This window comes from Streptomyces sp. NPDC058469, assembly GCF_042721125.1.
GTDB lineage: Bacteria > Actinomycetota > Actinomycetes > Streptomycetales > Streptomycetaceae > Streptomyces.
Map to the genome: position 1 here is coordinate 20,243 of NZ_JBHXME010000105.1, position 18,185 is coordinate 38,427.

The 18,185-nt window shown below is 69.5% G+C and carries 19 protein-coding genes; 10 read left to right on the forward strand and 9 right to left on the reverse strand.

Annotation, left to right across the window (positions count from 1 at the left end):
* Positions 1-8: 8 nt before the first annotated feature.
* The 6 genes from ACFWP5_RS34575 to ACFWP5_RS34600 form a co-directional block, all read right to left on the reverse strand.
* The gene (locus tag ACFWP5_RS34575) at positions 9-593 is read right to left on the reverse strand and encodes a helix-turn-helix domain-containing protein (RefSeq protein WP_384165758.1); all 585 of its coding nucleotides are present in this window, start codon (positions 591-593) and stop codon (positions 9-11) included.
* An 81-nt stretch (positions 594-674) separates the two neighbouring features.
* Complete coding sequence (locus ACFWP5_RS34580; protein ID WP_384165761.1) at positions 675-1,631, reverse strand: glycine betaine ABC transporter substrate-binding protein; 957 nt, start codon at positions 1,629-1,631, stop codon at positions 675-677.
* Positions 1,628-2,443: an ABC transporter permease gene (locus ACFWP5_RS34585; protein WP_384165764.1), complete on the reverse strand. Its 816-nt coding sequence runs from the start codon at positions 2,441-2,443 to the stop codon at positions 1,628-1,630. The genes ACFWP5_RS34580 and ACFWP5_RS34585 overlap by 4 nt, the downstream gene beginning before the upstream one ends.
* Complete coding sequence (locus ACFWP5_RS34590; protein WP_384165767.1) at positions 2,440-3,714, reverse strand: betaine/proline/choline family ABC transporter ATP-binding protein; 1,275 nt, start codon at positions 3,712-3,714, stop codon at positions 2,440-2,442. Before ACFWP5_RS34590 ends, ACFWP5_RS34585 begins: the two co-directional genes overlap by 4 nt.
* Positions 3,707-4,354, reverse strand: a complete 648-nt coding sequence (locus ACFWP5_RS34595) for an ABC transporter permease (protein ID WP_384165770.1) — start codon at positions 4,352-4,354, stop codon at positions 3,707-3,709. Before ACFWP5_RS34595 ends, ACFWP5_RS34590 begins: the two co-directional genes overlap by 8 nt.
* A 12-nt stretch (positions 4,355-4,366) precedes the next feature.
* Entirely contained in the window at positions 4,367-4,858 is a 492-nt protein-coding gene (locus ACFWP5_RS34600; RefSeq protein ID WP_363098905.1) for an Lrp/AsnC family transcriptional regulator, read from the reverse strand.
* Between the two features lie 137 nt (positions 4,859-4,995).
* Here ACFWP5_RS34600 and hppD point away from each other — a divergent pair, with 137 nt between their 5' ends.
* Genes hppD through nthA form a run of 5 tightly spaced genes read left to right on the forward strand, consistent with a single transcriptional unit; the run spans position 4,996 to position 8,227 of the window.
* On the forward strand, positions 4,996-6,150 hold the full coding sequence (hppD, locus tag ACFWP5_RS34605) for a 4-hydroxyphenylpyruvate dioxygenase (protein WP_384165775.1): 1,155 nt from the start codon (positions 4,996-4,998) through the stop codon (positions 6,148-6,150).
* Positions 6,151-6,182: 32 nt separating this feature from the next.
* Complete coding sequence (locus ACFWP5_RS34610) at positions 6,183-7,049, forward strand: Teichoic acid biosynthesis protein C (Precursor) (RefSeq protein ID WP_384165778.1); 867 nt, start codon at positions 6,183-6,185, stop codon at positions 7,047-7,049.
* Between the two features lie 27 nt (positions 7,050-7,076).
* Positions 7,077-7,367 carry a hypothetical protein gene (locus ACFWP5_RS34615; protein ID WP_384165781.1) on the forward strand — a complete coding sequence of 97 codons (291 nt, stop codon included), beginning with the start codon at positions 7,077-7,079 and terminating at the stop codon, positions 7,365-7,367.
* Positions 7,360-7,656, forward strand: a complete 297-nt coding sequence (locus ACFWP5_RS34620) for an SH3-like domain-containing protein (RefSeq protein WP_384165783.1) — start codon at positions 7,360-7,362, stop codon at positions 7,654-7,656. The genes ACFWP5_RS34615 and ACFWP5_RS34620 overlap by 8 nt, the downstream gene beginning before the upstream one ends.
* A complete protein-coding gene (nthA, locus tag ACFWP5_RS34625; protein ID WP_384165786.1) occupies positions 7,646-8,227 on the forward strand; it encodes a nitrile hydratase subunit alpha in 582 nt (193 codons plus the stop codon). Before ACFWP5_RS34620 ends, nthA begins: the two co-directional genes overlap by 11 nt.
* A 9-nt stretch (positions 8,228-8,236) precedes the next feature.
* Here the strand turns inward: nthA and ACFWP5_RS34630 are convergent, their stop codons facing one another.
* Positions 8,237-9,703 carry a tetratricopeptide repeat protein gene (locus ACFWP5_RS34630; protein WP_384165788.1) on the reverse strand — a complete coding sequence of 489 codons (1,467 nt, stop codon included), beginning with the start codon at positions 9,701-9,703 and terminating at the stop codon, positions 8,237-8,239.
* 92 nt (positions 9,704-9,795) lie between these two features.
* Here ACFWP5_RS34630 and ACFWP5_RS34635 point away from each other — a divergent pair, with 92 nt between their 5' ends.
* Positions 9,796-11,202: an FAD-binding oxidoreductase gene (locus ACFWP5_RS34635; protein WP_384165791.1), complete on the forward strand. Its 1,407-nt coding sequence runs from the start codon at positions 9,796-9,798 to the stop codon at positions 11,200-11,202.
* Between the two features lie 76 nt (positions 11,203-11,278).
* Here the strand turns inward: ACFWP5_RS34635 and ACFWP5_RS34640 are convergent, their stop codons facing one another.
* Positions 11,279-11,752 carry an SsgA family sporulation/cell division regulator gene (locus ACFWP5_RS34640; protein ID WP_363098899.1) on the reverse strand — a complete coding sequence of 158 codons (474 nt, stop codon included), beginning with the start codon at positions 11,750-11,752 and terminating at the stop codon, positions 11,279-11,281.
* Positions 11,753-12,017: 265 nt separating this feature from the next.
* Here ACFWP5_RS34640 and ACFWP5_RS34645 point away from each other — a divergent pair, with 265 nt between their 5' ends.
* The gene (locus ACFWP5_RS34645) at positions 12,018-13,643 is read left to right on the forward strand and encodes an RDD family protein (RefSeq protein WP_384165795.1); all 1,626 of its coding nucleotides are present in this window, start codon (positions 12,018-12,020) and stop codon (positions 13,641-13,643) included.
* 89 nt (positions 13,644-13,732) lie between these two features.
* Positions 13,733-14,383 carry an RDD family protein gene (locus tag ACFWP5_RS34650; protein ID WP_384165798.1) on the forward strand — a complete coding sequence of 217 codons (651 nt, stop codon included), beginning with the start codon at positions 13,733-13,735 and terminating at the stop codon, positions 14,381-14,383.
* Between the two features lie 106 nt (positions 14,384-14,489).
* Here the strand turns inward: ACFWP5_RS34650 and ACFWP5_RS34655 are convergent, their stop codons facing one another.
* Entirely contained in the window at positions 14,490-14,813 is a 324-nt protein-coding gene (locus ACFWP5_RS34655; protein WP_384165801.1) for a hypothetical protein, read from the reverse strand.
* 436 nt (positions 14,814-15,249) lie between these two features.
* On the opposite strand from ACFWP5_RS34655, the gene ACFWP5_RS34660 reads away from it, so the two are divergent.
* A complete protein-coding gene (locus tag ACFWP5_RS34660) occupies positions 15,250-17,592 on the forward strand; it encodes an immune inhibitor A domain-containing protein (RefSeq protein ID WP_384165804.1) in 2,343 nt (780 codons plus the stop codon).
* A gap of 135 nt (positions 17,593-17,727) precedes the next feature.
* Positions 17,728-18,075, forward strand: coding sequence for a hypothetical protein (locus ACFWP5_RS34665; protein ID WP_384165813.1), 348 nt, complete (start codon positions 17,728-17,730; stop codon positions 18,073-18,075).
* Positions 18,076-18,185 lie beyond the last annotated feature (110 nt).

The window sequence follows — 18,185 nt, forward strand, 5'->3', positions numbered from 1 at the left end:
GGTTCCTCTTAATCCGTCTCGATGGGGAACAGGTGGGTGTGGATGCGCACTTGCTCGGATTCGGGGGTGTCCTTGTCGGGGACGCGGCCCCGGTAGTCGTCGATCAGGGCTTGCATCTTGCCGATGAGTTCGGCGGCCAGATCGGGCGTGAGGCGTATCGTCGCGTCGCTCATGTCGGAGGCATGGGACCAGGGCTCGGCCCAGTTGTTCCGGGTGTTGAGCCAGGTGATCAGCTCGCGGGAGTGGGTGTTCGCGAACTCGTGCAGGAACGCCTCCGCCAGCCCTCGGACCTCGGGGCCGGCGTTCTCGAAATCGTCGGCGTCGAAGATGATCCCCTGGTCCACCGCCTGCCACCACCGCTCGCGCCCCTTGCCGTGCTCGGGGGCGTCCTCGACGAACCCGTGCGTGGCGAGCTGACGCAGGTGGTAGCTGGTCGCGCCGCTGGACTCGCCCAGCCGGGTGCCCAGTTGGGAGGCGGTGGCCGGGCCGTTGTTCCGCAGTGCGTCCAGCAACTGCATCCGCAGCGGGTGCGCCAGGCCGCGCAGCGAGCGGGCGTCGAGGCGGCGTCGTTTCCGTTCTTCGTGCTCCTGCATGACTACAAAGGTAGCGTTGCAAAGAAGTCGTTGCAAGGGGTTCTTTGCAACCTCTCCTTTGTAAGTCGCCGTCCCCCGGGGCTACTTCACCAACCCCTCCGCCTTCATCCAGTCCAACGCCACCTGATGCGGATCCTCCCCGTCGACATCCACCTTCGCGTTCAGCGTCCGCGCCACCGTGTTGTTCAGTTTCTTCGTGACCGGGTCCAGGACCTTCGCGATCGCCGGCCACTTCTTCAAGGCCTTCGTGTTGATCTCGGGCGCCGCGTTGTAGTTGGGGAAGAACTTCTTGTCGTCGGCCATCACCGCGAGGTTCATCGACTTGATGCGGCCGTCGGTGGTGAAGACCTCGCCGTACGTGCAACTCCCCTTCTTCACCTGGGTGTAGATGATCCCGGTGTCCATCTGCGTGATGTTCTTCGCCGGGAGACTCATCCCGTACGCCTTCTCCATGCCCGGCAGCCCGTCCGCGCGGTTGGCGAACTCGCTCTCCACGCACAGCGTCACCGCGCCCGGGTCCTTCTTCGCCAGCGCGGCCACCTCGGACAGGGTCTTCGTGCCGTACTTCTTGAAGTTGGCCTGGTTCATCGCGAGGGCGTAGGTGTTGTTGAGGGCCGAGGGAGGCAGCCAGGTCAGGCCGTTCTTGAGGTCAGCGTCCCGTACCGCCTGCCACTGTTTCATCGGGTCGGTGATCGGCTTGCTGTTGCCGAGGTAGGTGATCCACGCGGTGCCGGTGTACTCGTACATCCCGTCCGCGTCACCGGACTTGACGGCCTCCCGCGCTCCGATCGAACCCTGGATGGCGGTCCGGTCGAGGACGTCCGCGCCGGCCGCCTCGAAGGCGATGCCCATCATCGCGCCGAGGATCAGCTGCTCGGTGAACTCCTTCGACGTGACGGTGAGATGGGCGCCCTTGAGGGGCTCGCCCTTGCCGATGGTGCCGGGGCTGACGTCGTCGACCATCGGGGAGCCGCTGGTCAGTCCGCAGCCGGAGACGACGACCAGCGTCCCGGCCAGCAGGAGACAGGTGCGTTTCACGTGCCCACCTCCAACCCCCGCGGGCGGAGGAGCAGTTCGGCCAGGGAGGCCAGCCAGTCCACGAGCAGGGCCAGGCTGACCGTGAGGATCGAGCCGAGCACCAGGACGGGCATTCGCTGAGTGGTGATGCCGGTGGTGATCAGCACGCCCAGGCCGCCGCCCCCGCCGAAGGTGGCCAGGGTCGCCGTACCGACGTTGAGGACCAGGGCCGTTCGCACGCCGGCCAGGATCAGCGGGACGGCGAGCGGGAGCTCCACCTTTGCCAGGACGCCGAGTTGGGACATGCCGATGCCTCGGGCCGCTTCCAGGAGGGTGGGGTCGTTGGCCTTCAGGCCCGCGATGGTGTTGGACAGGACCGGCAGGACGGCGTAGATGATGATGCCGATCAGGGCAGCCTTCTCGCCGGTGCCGAGCCAGATCACCAGCAGGGCCAACAGGCCGATCGCCGGGGTGGCCTGGCCCATGTTGGCGAACGTCATCGCGACTGGGGCAGCCTTGCGGAACGCCCTGCGGGTCAGCAGGATGCCCAGCGGGATCGCGATGATCAGCACGAAGAACGTGGAGATCACGGTCAGTTGGACGTGCTGCCAAAGGGCCTTGGAGACCTGGCCGTTGGACAGTGCGTTCTCCGAAATGGCGTCCAGGTGCGCCTGGTTGAACCACAGCCAGGTCGCCAGCAGGATCGCCACCAGGGCGGCGGGCAGGAACGTCAGCTTCTGCCAGCTGATGCGTCGCTTCGGGGGGCTCGGGCGCGGAGGCGTGGCCTCGGTCTCGGTCCCGGTCTCTTCGTCTTCCAACTCGGGAGTGGTCACGCCTTCTCCTCCCCTCCGGCGCCTTCCTGCTCGGCGTGCGTCTGGAGGGCCCGGGCCTCCTCCAGCTCGTGCTGGGCCTCCATCGCCTCCAGCCGGTCGGCCTCCAGCAGTTCGTGCACGGAGTTCATCAGCGTCTCCATGTCGACGACGCCGGTGTACTCCCCGCGCCGCCCGGTGACCGCGACCCGCCCCGCGTTGTCCGTCAGTACGGCCTCCAGCGCGTCCCGGAGCGTCGCGTCCCGGGTCACCGTGTCGCTGACCAGCGTGCCCGCACGGGCCAGCGAACCCTTGGCGCGCATCATGTCCCCGCGCCGCAGCCACTTGTAGGGCCGGCCGCGCTTGTCGAGCAGCAGGATCTCGTTGGTGCCGCTGTCCCGGAGTTTGTCGAAGATGTTCTGGAGCGGGTCGTCGACGGTCACCGTCGGGTAGTCGGTGATCTCCACGTCCCGTACGCGGGTCAGGTTCAGCCGCTTCAGGGCCGCCCCGGCGCCCACGAACCCGGACACGAAGTCGTCCGCCGGGTTGGTGAGGATCGCCTCCGGGGTGTCGAACTGCGCGATGTGCGAGCGTTCGCGCAACACCGCGATCCGGTCGCCCAGTTTGATCGCCTCGTCGAAGTCGTGCGTGACGAACACGATCGTCTTGTGCAGTTCGTGCTGGAGCCTGATCAACTCGTCCTGGAGGTGATCGCGGGTGATCGGGTCGACCGCGCCGAACGGTTCGTCCATCAGCAGCACCGGCGGATCGGCAGCCAACGCCCGTGCCACGCCCACACGTTGCTGCTGCCCGCCGGAGAGCTGGCGCGGATAACGGCCCTGGAACTCGCCGGCGTCCAGCCCGACCAGGTCGAGCATCTCCTCCACCCGGTTCCTGATCCGGGACTTCGACCAGCCGATCATCTTCGGGACCAGCGCGATGTTCTGGGCGACGGTCATGTGCGGGAAGAGACCGCTCGACTGGATCGCGTAGCCGACCTTGCGGCGCAGCTTCACCGGGTCGATGTCGGTGACGTCCTCGCCGTCGATGCGGATACGGCCGCCGGTCGGTTCGATCAGCCGGTTGATCATCTTGAGCGTGGTGGACTTTCCGCAGCCGGAGGGCCCGACGAAGACGACGAGTTCGCCCGCCTTGATCTCCATGTTGACGCTCTCGACGGCCGGGTCGGCGCTGCCGGGATACCGCTTGGTCAGGTTCTCCAGTTCGATGGAGGCACCGGAGGTCGTGGTCGTCGACTCGGAAACGGATCGCTCGGACGCGGATCGCTCAGGCACGGATCCCCCTGGGAATGGTCAGCCGTCCGAGAAGGACGTACGCGGCGTCGAACAGCAGCGCCAGGACGATGATCCCGAGCGTCCCCGCGAGCACCTGGTTGAGGGCGTTCTTGCTGCCCAGCGACCCGATACCGCGGAAGATCTCGTTGCCGAGGCCAGGACCGGAGGCGTACGCCGCGATGGCCGCGATGCCCATCAGCATCTGGGTGGAGACCCGGATACCGGTCAGGATCGGCGGCCAGGCCAGCGGCAGTTCGACCCGCATCAGCCGCATCAGCCGGGACATCCCGATGCCCTTCGCCGCGTCCACCAGCGACGGGTCGACCCCGCGCAGACCCACGATCGAGTTACGGACGATCGGCAGCAGGCCGTACAGGGTCAAAGCGATCACGGTGGGCGGAACGCCCAGTCCGACGATCGGAATGAGCAGACCGATCATGGCGAGCGACGGAATGGTCAGAATGGTCGAGGTGGCCGTGGTGGCCAGGTTGCCCGCCCACTCGCTCCGATACGTGACGACCCCGATCACCACACCGATCAGGGTGGCCACGACCATGCACTGGAAGACCGCGCTGGCGTGCTGGTAGGCGTCGGTGAGCAGCTGCTGGTGCCGGTTGTCCAAGTACTCCCAGAAGCTCACATGCCCACACCCCTACGTCGGCCAGGTCGTCCTCTCCTGATCCAGGGCCGCCTGTTCCACCAGTGGGATGACCCGCAGCGGAACCGGGTTCTCCATCACGATCGCGGTGGCGGCCCGGACAATGCCATCAAAACCGACAACCCGGTCGATGACCCGCTGGAGATCGGCGTTCGAGCGGGCCACCAGCCGGCACAGCATGTCGCCGCTGCCGGTGGTGGTGTGCAGTTCCAGGACCTCGGGGACGGTCGCCAAGTGCGCCCGTACGTCCGGGCCTTGCCCCTGCCGGATCTCCAGCGTCGCGAACGCCGTGACCGGGTAGCCGAGTGCCGCCGGATCGACCTGCGGCCCGAATCCCCGGATGACTCCATTCGACTGAAGCCGGTCCAGCCGCGCCTGTACCGTCCCCCGGGCCACCCCGAGCCGCCGTGACATCTCCAGCACCCCGATACGCGGCTCCTCGGCCAGCAGCACGATGATCCGGCCGTCCAGACGATCGATCCCCATGCTGCCCGCCGCTTCTTTTTCTGGCCCGGTGGTCATCCTGTACACAAAGCCCGCCGACACTGTCGTACCACTGAACATATTGCCCAGCCGATACACGAACTATTGCGCACCTTGCGAAGGAGGGAGAGCCTTCCACCATGGCTGTCATTTCTGCGAACACTCACCCCACTCCCGACACCGCCCGGCAGGCCGATCCCTTCCCGGTCAAGGGAATGGACGCGGTCGTCTTCGCCGTGGGCAACGCCAAGCAGGCGGCGCACTACTACTCCACGGCCTTCGGCATGACGCTGGTCGCCTACTCCGGACCGGAGAACGGCAGCCGCGAGACCGCCTCGTACGTGCTCACCAACGGCTCCGCCCGCTTTGTCTTCACCTCCGTCATCAAGCCCGCCACCCCCTGGGGCGAGTTCCTCACCCGGCACGTGGCCGAGCACGGCGACGGTGTCGTCGACCTCGCCATCGAAGTGCCGGACGCGCGTGCCGCGTACGCGTACGCCGTCGAGCACGGCGCCCGCTCGCTCGCCGAGCCGTACGAGCTGAAGGACGAGCACGGCTCGGTCGTCCTCGCCGCGATCGCCACCTACGGCGAGACCCGCCACACCCTCGTCGAGCGCACGGGCTACGACGGCCCGTACCTCCCCGGCTTCGCCCCCGCCGACCCCCTCGTCGCGGCCCCCGCCCACCGCACCTTCCAGGCGATCGACCACTGCGTCGGCAACGTCGAACTCGGCCACATGAACGAGTGGGTCGGCTTCTACAACAAGGTCATGGGCTTCACGAACATGAAGGAGTTCGTGGGCGACGACATCGCGACCGAGTACAGCGCCCTGATGTCGAAGGTCGTGGCCGACGGCACGCTGAAGGTCAAGTTCCCGATCAACGAGCCCGCCGTGGCGAAGAAGAAGTCGCAGATCGACGAGTACCTGGAGTTCTACGGCGGCGCGGGCGTCCAGCACATCGCGCTCAACACCAACGACATCGTGCGGACGGTACGGACGATGCGCGCGGCCGGGGTGAAGTTCCTGGACACCCCCGACTCCTACTACGACACCCTCGGCGAGTGGGTCGGCGACACCCGCGTCCCCGTCGACACCCTGCGCGAGCTGAAGATCCTCGCCGACCGCGACGAGGACGGATACCTTCTCCAGATCTTCACCAAGCCGGTCCAGGACCGTCCTACGGTGTTCTTCGAACTCATCGAGCGACACGGCTCGATGGGCTTCGGCAAGGGCAACTTCAAGGCGCTGTTCGAGGCGATCGAGCGGGAGCAGGAGATGCGGGGCAACCTGTAACCCACGGGTCCCGCAAGGGACTTGGGAGGACCGTGGCCGTCGCGCCGATCGACCTGACCGCACCCGCCGTACGCTGGCTGTGGCAGAAGGGCACCCTGCACGAGCCCACGGTCCTCCAGTCGTTCGCCCTCGACGAGGTCCACCAGCGCCTGTACGTCCTGCAGTTGAGAACGGGCGGCGCCGACGCCGGCAACCTGTGCCTCAACCAGCTGAACTACACAGGCACGTTGCTCGGCCACATGCACCTCCAGGGCTTCGGGCACGGGGTCAGCATGGGCGTGCAGAACACCTCCGGCGGCGACGTGTGGATCTGGACCGAGGCCGCCGCGACGGCCGGTTCCGGGGGCGCCTACGGCCAGGCCGTCACCCGCTTCCACTTCGTGAACGGTGCGGTCCGCACCGCCGCCGACGTCGCGATCCGCAAGCCGATCGCGAACTCCGCCAACAACCAGCCCGCGGTCTGCATGGCATCGAACCGCATCGCGATCCGCTACCGCCTGGCCAACCAACCCCGGTACCGCGTCTGGGACTTGGACGCCTTCGTAGCCCGCGACTACTCCACGCCCGTCGCCGACATCGCCCAGACCGGCGCCCACCCGAACCCGGCGATTCCGTTCCAGGGCTACGCCCTCGACGGCGACTACCTCTACCAACTCGCGGGCTCCGCCTACGACTCCACCACCAACCCGCCCGCGAAACACGGCAACACCTACGTCTCCTGTCTCGACATCCGCACCGGCGAACTCGTCCAGCGGTCCCGCACGGAGGCCGGTTACAACCTCACCTACCGCGAACCGGAGGGCCTCGCCGTCCGCAGAAAGCCCCGCACCCGCCTGTGCGTCGGGTTCGCGTCCGGGGAGGCGGGGGCACGGCAGTTCTCGCTCTGCCTCAAGCCGTAGACGTGCCTACGGCCGTACGCTGCACCCATGGCCAGGATCAACGACGTGGGCGGCACCCAGGGCTTCGGTGCCATCGACACCACCGACGACCCCGAGCCCTTCCACGCCGACTGGGAGGCGCGGGTCGTCGGGCTGTTCAACGCCCTGCGCGCGCAAGGGATCTTCAACACCAACGAGTTCCGGGACGCGATCGAGGCGATCCCGCCCGCCGCGTACCTGTCGATGTCGTACTACGAGCGCTGGTTCACCGCGATCACCACCCTGCTGGAACGCAAGGGCGTGCTCGAACCGGGTGAGTTGGGGGAGCCGGATGACTGACCGCTTCCCGCCCGGCACCCGCGTCCGGACCTTCCCGCACGACCCGCCGCACCACACCCGGCTGCCCCGCTACGCACGCGGCAAGTCCGGTGTCGTCGTAGAGCCGGAGGGGCGGGCGGAGCTGGCCGACGTCAGTGCGCGGGGGAGCGGGGACGCGCCGGTGGAGCAGGTGTACGCGGTGCGGTTCGCGGCCCGGGACCTGTGGGGCGAGGGCGACCATCACGTCGTACTGGACCTGTGGGAAAGCTATTTGGAAGCGTGCGAAGAGGATCGTGACGATGAGCGGTGACCACGAGGACGCCTCGATCTCCCGGCGGGTGCGGCGACTTGAGACCCTGCTGGAGGAGAAGGGGGTCGTCCCGGGCGGAGCGGTCGACGAGGTGCTCGACGCGTTCCTCGCGGGCGCGTCGCCGGCGAACGGCGCACGGGTGGTGGCCCGCGCCTGGACCGACGAGCCGTACAGGGAACGGCTGTTGACGGACGGCACGGCGGCCGTGCGGGAACTCGGCTTCATGGACGGCTCGTTCCAGCGGCTGCGGGTCGTCGAGAACACCGACGCGACGCACAACGTCATCGTCTGCACCCTCTGCTCCTGCTACCCGCTCGCACTCCTCGGCCCGTCCCCGGGGTGGTACAAGTCGGAGGCCTACCGCTCCCGCGTGGTCCGCGAACCCCGGTCCGTCCTGGTCGAGTTCGGCCTCCAACTGCCCACGGCCACGGACATCACCGTGTGGGACTCCAGCGCGGAGACCCGCTACATGGTCCTGCCCCGCAGGCCCGCCGGCACGGAGTCGCTGACGGAGGACGAACTGGCCGCGCTGGTCACCCGCAACGCACTCATCGGCACGGCAGCGGTCTGACCAGGAGGCTCAACTCGTCCTCTCCTGAGGCTCCTTGTCCGTCGGCAGCCCCTCCTCGGACGGCTCGCCCAGCGCCGTCAGCGCCGCCTGCGCCAGCGGCACCCGCAGCGGCGAGAAGTACGGGTTGATCTGCAACGCCTCCTGAAGATGGCGGCGCGCGGACGCGTACTTCTCCAACTCCCGCTCGATCATGCCGCGGTGGAACGCGTACAGCGCGTCCCGCACCCCGCCCCCGTGCACCTTGTCCGTCGCCGCCGACGCGAACTTCAGTGCCTCCTCGTCCTGCCCGGCCCGGTGCATCGCCCACCCGAGCGCGTCGGCCACCGCGATCCCGGGCTGCCGGGTCCACTCGCCCCGCAGCCGCCGTACGGCGTCCCGCGCGTCGCCGTGGTCCGCCTCGAACACGCCGAGGACCAACTCGTCGTCGACCCCGGCCGCCGCGTCCTTGGCGGCGAGGGCGCGCAGGGTGTCGTACTGGACACGGGCGGCCTGCGCGAGTCCCAGCGACTCGTACAACTCGCCCAGTTCCAGGGCGTATTGGGGGGTCGGCTGTTTGGCGAGGGCGACCTGGTAGGCGTTCAGGGCCTCCGAGGTGCGGCCCAGCGCCGCGAGCGCGCGCCCCTCACCGGCGAGCGCCTCCCGCTGGTCGGGGTCGAGCCGTACGGCCGCCTCGAAGTGCCGTAGCGCGACCTCGCGGTCCCCGCGTTCCCAGGCCAGCTCCCCGGCCCGTTGCAGCCAGGCCGCCTGTTCGGCGGGTGCGGTGGCCTTCGCCGCCGCGTCGGCGAGCTGGGCGGCGGCGTCCTCGCGCCAGCCCCGGTCGCGGTAGACGGCGGCGGCGCGCGCCATCACGGCGGGTCCGGTGTGCAGCTCCAGCAGCTTGTCGAGGGTCCGCTTGGTCGCCTTGTAGTCGCCGAGGCCGGTGTACGCGTCGATCAGCAGCGGATACGTCGTCCACCGCCGCGGCGCCGCCTTCACCGCGGCCTCGCCCCAGGTGCGCGCCGCGCGGAAGTCCCGCCGTTCGTTCGCGAGGGCCGCCAGGCCGTCCATCGCCACGGAGCTCGCGTCGTTGCCCTTCGCGCGCACCTTCAGCGAGGTACGGAGGGCCTCCTCGGCCTTCGGGTAGTACAGGGTGTCCCCGGTCCGCCGCCCCTGCTCCACGTAGGCCGAGCCGAGCACCGCCCACGACCGCGCGTCCCGCGGATGGACGCGCACCCGCGTCTCACGGTCGCCGATCAGCGCGGCCAGGTCGGGCAGCGCGGCCGGCACCCCCGCGCTCACCGCCGTCAGCGCCTGCGCCTTGGGTCCCGGCGCGGGCGGCGGCGCCGGACGCGGCTCCTCGGGCAGCAGCACCAGCAGACCGCCGGCCACGGCATACCCGGCGACCGTGGCGATCAGCACCCGCCGCAGAACGGGGGAGCGGCGCCCCCGCGCTTCCGCCACCAGGGACGTACCGGGCCTCCGCTGTTCGTTCTCCATGGCGCTCACTGTGCGTCAGTACGACGACCACATCCCGGCACCCAAAGCCACGCGCGGACGGGGTTCACACCGATGGCCGCGAGTGCGACGCTGTGATCATGAGCCGTATCGAAGCGCCTCGCGACCAGGACACCGGGACCCTCGTCGACCGGCTGCTGGCAGGGCTGCCCGCCGAGGCCGTCCTGACCGACCCGGACGTCACGGTCTCGTACGCCAACGACATGGCGAGCTTCTGCCCGTCCGGCACCCCGGCCGTGGTCGTGCTGCCGCGCACGGTCGAACAGGTCCAGCACGTGATGCGCGTCGCCACCGAGCTGCGCGTCCCGGTCGTCCCGCAGGGCGCCCGCACCGGGTTGTCGGGTGCGGCGAACGCCACCGAGGGCTGCGTCGTGCTGTCCCTCGTCAAGATGGACCGCATCCTGGAGATCAGCCCGGTCGACCGCATCGCGGTCGTCGAGCCGGGCGTCATCAACGCGACGCTCTCCCGCGCGGTCAACGAACACGGCCTCTGCTACCCGCCGGATCCCTCCAGTTGGGAGATGTGCACGATCGGCGGCAACATCGGCACCGCGTCCGGCGGCCTGTGCTGCGTGAAGTACGGGGTGACGGCCGAGTACGTCCTCGGCCTGGACGTCGTCCTCGCCGACGGCCGGCTGATGAGCACCGGCCGGCGTACGGCCAAGGGGGTCGCCGGGTACGACCTGACCCGGCTGTTCGTCGGTTCGGAGGGCTCGCTCGGGATCGTCGTGAAGGCGATCCTGGCGCTGAAGCCGCAGCCGCCCCAACAGCTCGTCCTGGCGGCCGAGTTCGGGTCCGCGGCGGCGGCGTGCGACGCCGTGTGCCGGATCATGGCCGGCGGGCACGTGCCGTCCCTCCTCGAACTGATGGACCGTACGACCGTCAAGGCCGTCAACGACCTGGCGCACATGGGACTGCCCGAGACCACGGAGGCGCTGCTGCTCGCCGCCTTCGACACGTCGGACCCGGCCGCCGACCTGGCCGCCGTAGGAGCCCTGTGCGAGGCGGCCGGAGCCACGCAGGTCGTCCCCGCCGAGGACGCGGCCGAGTCCGAACTGCTGCTCCAGGCGCGGCGGTTGTCGCTCACGGCGCTGGAGGCGGTCAAGGGCACCACGATGATCGACGACGTGTGCGTGCCCCGGTCGCGGCTCGGCGAAATGCTCGAAGGGGTGGAACGGATCGGCGAGAAGTACCGGCTGACGATCGGCGTCTGCGCGCACGCCGGTGACGGCAACACGCACCCCACCGTCTGCTTCGACGCGCAGGACCCCGACGAGTCCCGGCGCGCCCGCGAGTCCTTCGACGAGATCATGGCCCTCGGCCTGGAACTCGGCGGCACCATCACCGGCGAACACGGCGTGGGTGTCCTGAAGAAGGAGTGGCTGGCCCGCGAGATCGGCCCGGTGGGCGTCGAGATGCAACGGGCGGTCAAGGCGACCTTCGACCCGCTGGGGATCCTCAACCCGGGCAAGCTGTTCTGAGGCGTCCGGGCGTCCGGCGGGTACCCCTCCTCGAAAAAGTGTGACACTTTCGCCGGAAGTGACACACTTTTTGAACTCACTCCCCGTCCCGCGACTCGTCGGACGGCCACGGGTCGCGCAGCCACAGATCGTCGGCCGGGGTCGGTGCGAGCAGCTCGGCCAGGCCGTCGTCGATGCCGAGCTGCTCGGCCTCAGAGCCCGGAGGTACCACCCGCAGGGTGCGCTCCAGCCACGCCGACACCTGGGCCGCCGGGGCCTCCAGGAGGGCGTCCCCGTCGGGTGAACTCAGCGCCATCAGGACGACGCTGCGCCGCTCCACCTTCGTCGGCCACACCCGCACGTCCCCGTGCCCGCACGGCCGGAACACCCCCTCGACGAGCAGTTCGCGGGCGAACGTCCAGTGCACGGGGTGCTCGGAGTTGATGTGGAAGGAGATGTGGACGGCGTACGGGTCGTCGGTGCGGTAGCTCAGCCGGGCCGGTACCGGAATGCTCCGCTCCGGCGACAGGATGAGTTTGAGCTCCAACTCCCGCTCTACGACTGTGTGCATGACGTGTGACTCCTCTCGCTGACCGGGCCCCGCGGTGGGCCCGTACGAGTGGAGAGGGCGTGCGGGCGTAAGCATTACGCGACTTCGGGAATCTTTTTTTCCGCGCGGCGTCACGAAGGCTTCGCGGGGCTTCGGGGCGTGTGGACTCCGTGCACGAGGTTGCCCGGAAAGGGGCGGGTCCGGTGGGACGGGCAGTGGCGGTCGCACGGGTCTGGTAGATGTGGACACCCCCATTTGACCTCCGAGCAGATACGGGACGACGGACATGAGCGCCCCAACCCCGGCACCCGGTGACGACAGGCCCCGCGAGGGGTACTACCCGGACCCGTCCATTCCTGGTTATGTCCGGTACTGGAACGGCGCGGCCTGGGTGCCCGGCACCAGCCGCCCGGCGCCGTCGGACGGGCTGCCGCTCGGCGCGCCGGGCGGTCCGGGCCAGTCGGTCGAGGAGACCGGGCCGCACTTCTTCGACGAGGACCCTGCGCCGGACAACCGGGTGAGCCCGGCGGACGCCCAGCACGGCAGCCGCCCCGAGCCGGCGGCCGCGTGGGGCGCGGACCGCGCCCACCAGAGCGGCTTCGGCGGCGATCAGGACCGCCGCGTCTCCTGGGGCTCCCCGGACCCGAGAACGGGCGCGGACCCGAGGGTGCCCGCCGACAACCCCGCCCACCCGGACGGCTCGGCGACGGTCCCCTCGGAGGACCCGCCCAACCCCGGCACCTTCGTCTTCCGCCGCCCGACCCCGGGCGCGGACATCCCGTCCCCGTCGAGCCCCGTCCCCGACGAGGGCACGACCACTTTCCGCCGCCCGACCCCGCGCACGCCCCAACAGGGCGGGGCGCCGGGGGCGCAGGGCGGGGGCGCGGGGAACGCGGGCGGCTTTGGTCCGCAGGGCTCGCAGGGTTCGGCGGGGTCCGGTGCGGGTGGGTTCGGCTCGCAAGGGGCGGCAGGCTCCGGCTCGGCTGCCGGTGGTTCCGGTCCGCAGGGTCCCGTGGGAACCGGCTCCGCCGTCGGCGGCTTCGGCCCCGACGACCCCGCCGGGAACACCCCTTCCACCGACCCCTCCGGCCCCGGCTTCGGCGCCGGAAAGGCAGCCGCCGCCCGCGCCGCCGCACAGGTCCAGGCGGGCCAGGCGGGCACCGGCACCGGGGCACCCGCCTCCGCCGCTCCCGCCCCCTCCACGGCCCTCTCCGGCCCCCAGCAGTCCGCCCCCGGCGTCCCTCAGCAACCGGGCCCCGCGCAGCCGCAGGGCGCCGCCGTGGCCACGCCCATGGCCGCCGGATCCGGTGGCGGGCAGCCCTCCTGGGCGCAGCAGGTGCACCGGCTGGCCGGGGAGGAGGAAGGGCCCGTAGCGCCCTGGAAGCCGCCCGTCGAGGACGTGTTCCAGGCGGCGGCCCGGCGGCAGTCGGAGGCGCGGCCCGCGGGGCTCGGCAAGCGGCTGGTCGCGCGGCTCGTGGACACCGTCGTGCTCGGCGCGGTCACCGCGGCAGCCGCCGTACCGCTGGGCACCAAGGCGGCCGACCACCTCAACGAGAAGATCGACGCGGCCAAGCTCTCCGGCCGTACCGAAACGGTCTGGCTGCTGGACGGCACCACGGCCGCCTACCTGGGCATCGTCCTCGCCGTCCTCCTCCTCTTCGGCGTCCTCTACGAGGCGCTGCCCACCGCCAGGTGGGGCCGCACCCTCGGCAAGAAGCTCTGCGGTCTGGAGGTCCGGGGCATCGAGAGCCACGAGCCGCCCGCCTTCGGCGCGGCGCTGCGCCGCTGGCTGGTGTACAGCGTCCCGGGCCTGCTCGGCATCGGCGTCGTCGGTGTCGCCTGGTGCTTGTTCGACCGGCCCTGGCGCCAGTGCTGGCACGACAAGGCAGCACATACGTTCGTAGCGGCATAGGGGCGTACGGCGTCCGAGGTAGCTGATTCCGTACCTCGGACGGCCGCTCGCCGGATGCGGAGCGGCACGGTTCGCGGTCGACTCGGGCCATGAGCACCGAACCGCCTCCGGGCTCCGGCCAGCAGCCGCCGGAAGACGACCCGTTCAGGAAGCAGCCCCCTCCTGGCCAGGGATCGGGCTCACCGTACGACCCGCCGTACGGCGGCGACCAGCCTCCGCAGCCCCCTCCGTACGGCGGCGGTGGCGGTGACCCCTACGGCGGCGGCTCCTACCCGAGCGATCCGCTGGCCGGCATGCCCCCGCTCGCCGACAGCGGCCGGCGCACGCTCGCCCGGATCATCGACCTGATCCTCGTCGGCATCGTCGTCTGGCTGGTCACCTGGGCCTTCGGCGTCCACGAGTACGACGTCGGCTCCAACGGCGCGTCGTACGCCAGGTCGCTGGGGCAGTCGCTCATCGCGGCCGTGCTCTACATCGGCTACGACACCGTGATGATGGCCAAGTCGGGCCAGACGCTCGGCAAGAAGTGGCTGGGCCTGCGCGTGGCCAACCTCGACAACGGGTCGACGCCGTCCGTGCAGACCAACCTGATCCGCGCGGCGGTGCTGTGGATCCCGTTCGCGTTCTGCTGCGCCTGCATCTGGACCGCGATCAGCGGTGGTTGGAGCTTCTTCGACAAGCCGTACAAGCAGGGTCTGCACGACAAGGCCGCCAAGACCGTGGTGGTCAGCACGCGTTGAGGTGACCGGGGGACAACACCCGGGGTGCACACAGCGATCGGCGGGTCCGTGGTCTACGGACCCGCCGATTCGCGTGACTGAACTGGCACTTGGCCTTGGGCTTGGTCTAGGGAGTGCTCCGCTCCCGTACCGGCTCCGCGGACGACACGGCGGCGGCGGACACGGTCTCCCGCCGTACCGACACCGGTACCCGCCGCTGCCGCGGGGCGGCCGGTGCCGCGGTCTGGGGGGCGGCCTGGGCGGCTGCCGCGGCGCGGGTCCTCGGCTGCGGCACCGTCAGGGAGACGAGCAGCCCGAGGGCGAGTGCCGCGCATGCGATGACCGCGATGCCCAGACCCGAGTTCGTCTGTGACAGCAGCAGCATGGCGAGTGTCGAGAAGATCACGGTGAACGAACCGTAGGCGAGCTGTGCGGCGGTCGGACGAGGCATGGCAATCGAGTCCTCGTTAGGGAATGGAGGGGAGGCTATGAAAGGGAGGTGCGACAAGGATGTCGGCCTGGTTTTCCGCCGGTTCCTGGCGTTCCGCCACGCGACTCTATTCGCCTGCATGCCCGAGCGGGACACGCAGTAAGCGTGACCTAACACACGGCTCCGGTGCATGGGGGGCGCACGGAGTCATACCGTCCACCAAGTGGACGGATGCACGCGCCTGTTGAGGGATATACGAGTCGGCCGTGCGTGTCCGTAAAGCGGACCCCCGCTTCGCATAGTGCACTTGTCCTGCTCAAGTCAAGGTCTGTCTTTTCCCGTAAACCTCTAGTCAAATAACGTCACTTGACTATCACGCGTTCACCGCGCGCGGACCTTCCATGACTCCAGGACCCCCCCTTCCGCGCGGTCGAGTGTGCGCAGGGGAGGACCTCAAGTGACCAGCAGACCCTGGACGTTCAGAGCGGCCGCGGTGGGCGTCGCCCTCGCGGCGGCCACCGCCACGTTCTCGACGTTCGCCGTGGCGGAGGCCGGTACCTCGGCCAACTCCGCCAGTGTGGACCGGCACGACCCCGCACCGGTCGCACAGAAGGAGCACGACCTCGACGGCCCGCTGAGCAAGACGCAGGACGCACAGCGCCAAGAGGCCCTGAACCAGGTCATATCCGGCAAGGCGTCGGTCAAGGACCGCAACGGCTCGCAGGTCGTCCAGCTCAAGAGCAAGGGCGGCAAGAGCAAGTACGTCGAGCTGGGCCGCGAGAAGACCGACAAGATCTTCACGATCCTGGTCGAGTTCGGCGACAAGGTCGACACCCGCTACGGCGGCACCGTCGGCCCGCTGCACAACCAGATAGCCGCGCCCGACCGCGCGAAGGACAACTCCACGGCCTGGCAGGCGGACTACAACCAGGCGCACTTCCAGGACCTGTACTTCGGCACCGGCAAGAACACCGAGTCGCTCAAGAAGTACTACGAGAAGCAGTCCTCGGGCCGCTACTCGGTCGAGGGCGAGGTCACCGACTGGGTCAAGGTCCCCTACAACGAGGCCCGTTACGGCTCCAACAGCGCGTCCACCGGCGCCTGGTACGCGGTCCAGGACGGCGTCAACGCCTGGGTCGCCCAGCGCGAGGCCGCCGGTGACACGGCCGCCGAGATCAAGACGGAGCTGGCCCAGTTCGACCAGTGGGACCGCTACGACTACGACGGCGACGGCAACTTCAACGAGCCCGACGGCTACATCGACCACTTCCAGATCGTGCACGCCGGTGAGGACGAGTCCGCCGGCGGCGGCGCGCAGGGCGAGGACGCGATCTGGGCCCACCGCTGGTACGCCTTCGGCACCGACGCCGGCTCCACCGGCCCGGACACCAACAAGCTCGGCGGCACCCAGGTCGGCGATACCGGCATCTGGATCGGCGACTACACGATCCAGCCGGAGAACGGCGGACTCGGCGTCTACGCCCACGAGTACGGCCACGACCTCGGCCTGCCCGACGAGTACGACACCGCGGGCGGCGAGAACTCCACCGGCTTCTGGACGCTGATGTCGTCCGGCTCCTGGCTCGGCACCGGCAAGGAGGCCATCGGCGACCTGCCCGGCGACATGAACGCCTGGGACAAGCTCCAACTGGGCTGGCTGGACTACGACGTGGCCAAGGCCGGCACCAAGTCGAAGCACACGCTGGGCGTCGCGGAGTACAACACCAAGAACCCCCAGGCTCTCGTGGTGCAGTTGCCCCAGAAGGAGGTCACCACCGACGTCATCGCCCCCGCGCAGGGCGCCACGCAGTGGTGGAGCGGCAGCGGCAACAACCTGAGCAACACCCTTTCCCGGTCGGTCGACTTGACGGGCAAGGCGTCCGCCGCGCTCACGCTGGACGGCTGGTACGACGCCGAGGCCGACTACGACTTCCTCTACGCCGAGGTGTCCACCAACGGCGGCACGAGCTGGACCCCGATCGACGGCAAGCTGGCCGACGGCTCCGCCATCCCGCGTGACGGCAGCGGCAACCCGGCCCTCACCGGCACGGCGGCCGCGTACCAGAAGCTGACGTACCCGCTGGACGCCTACGCGGGCCAGAAGATCGACGTCCGCTTCCGCTACCAGACGGACAGCGGTGTGGCGCAGAAGGGCTTCACCGCCGACGAGATCACGGTGACCGCCGACGGCGCCACCCTCTTCTCCGACAACGCCGAGACGGCCGACGCCGCGTGGACGGCGAAGGGCTTCACCCGCATCGGCTCGTCCTTCACGGACGACTACGCGCAGTACTACATCGCCGAGAACCGCCAATACGTGTCGTACGACAAGGTGTTGAAGGTCGGCCCGTACAACTTCGGCTTCTCGACGACCCGTCCGGACTGGGTGGAGCACTACGCCTACCAGAACGGCCTGTTGATCTGGAAGTGGGACACCTCGCAGGCGGACGACAACACCAGCGCGCACCCCGGCGAGGGTCTGATCCTCCCGATCGACTCCCACCCGGCGCAGCTGAAGTGGTCCAACGGCACCCTGATGCGCAACCGCGTCCAGGCCTACGACTCGCCGTTCAGCCTGTACCGGACGGACTCGATGACGCTGCACAACGCGGACGTCGCCACCAAGGTCAAGTCGCAGCCCGGCGTCCCGGTCTTCGACGACGGGAAGTCGACCTACTACGACACGTCGAACCCGACGGCCGGTGTCAAGATCACTGACACCAACACCCGGATCAAGATCGTCAAGGAGCCGTACGACGGCTCGACGGTGAGCCTCCAGGTCGGCCCTTCGACGAAGTAGTCGGTAAAAGCGCAGGTCAGAAACGTATCGGCGGTGACCCCCTGGCGGGTCGCCGCCGATCCGTGTTTAGGTGCGTCCTGTGCTTGGCTTATTGACACCGACATCGAATCCGACCCGCCAGGAGGTGTGACCGCATTGTCCGCAGGAGGTTTCTGCAAGCTGCCGACCGGCAGCGTGGTGGTGGCGCTGAACCTGCCGAGACCCAGCGCCCAGGGTGACGGCTGCGTCCGCGTTCTCGTCCACGCACGCAACCGCGCCCGGGCCCTGACCAGGCTCCGCAACCTCGGGATGCGGGCCGTCTATCTGCGCGGCAACGCCGCCCCGCCGACCCCGGACGAGATCACCGCCGTCCTGCACCACCCCGACGGCCTGATATGGCGTACGGCTCCTGACAACGCTGTCGTGATCCCCGGCCCGGAACTGCCGCAGGAGCTGTGGCACCCGATCAGGGCGCTGATGCGGAGGCCTCCGGCGGCTGCGTAACGCTCCGCTGGAGGGGTGGTGCGTTGTCTGCGGGTCCGGTGGGGGCTGGTCGCGCCGTTCCTCGCGCCCCTTCAAGGCGCGGCTGCCGCAGAGATGTCGCCGTAGACGGG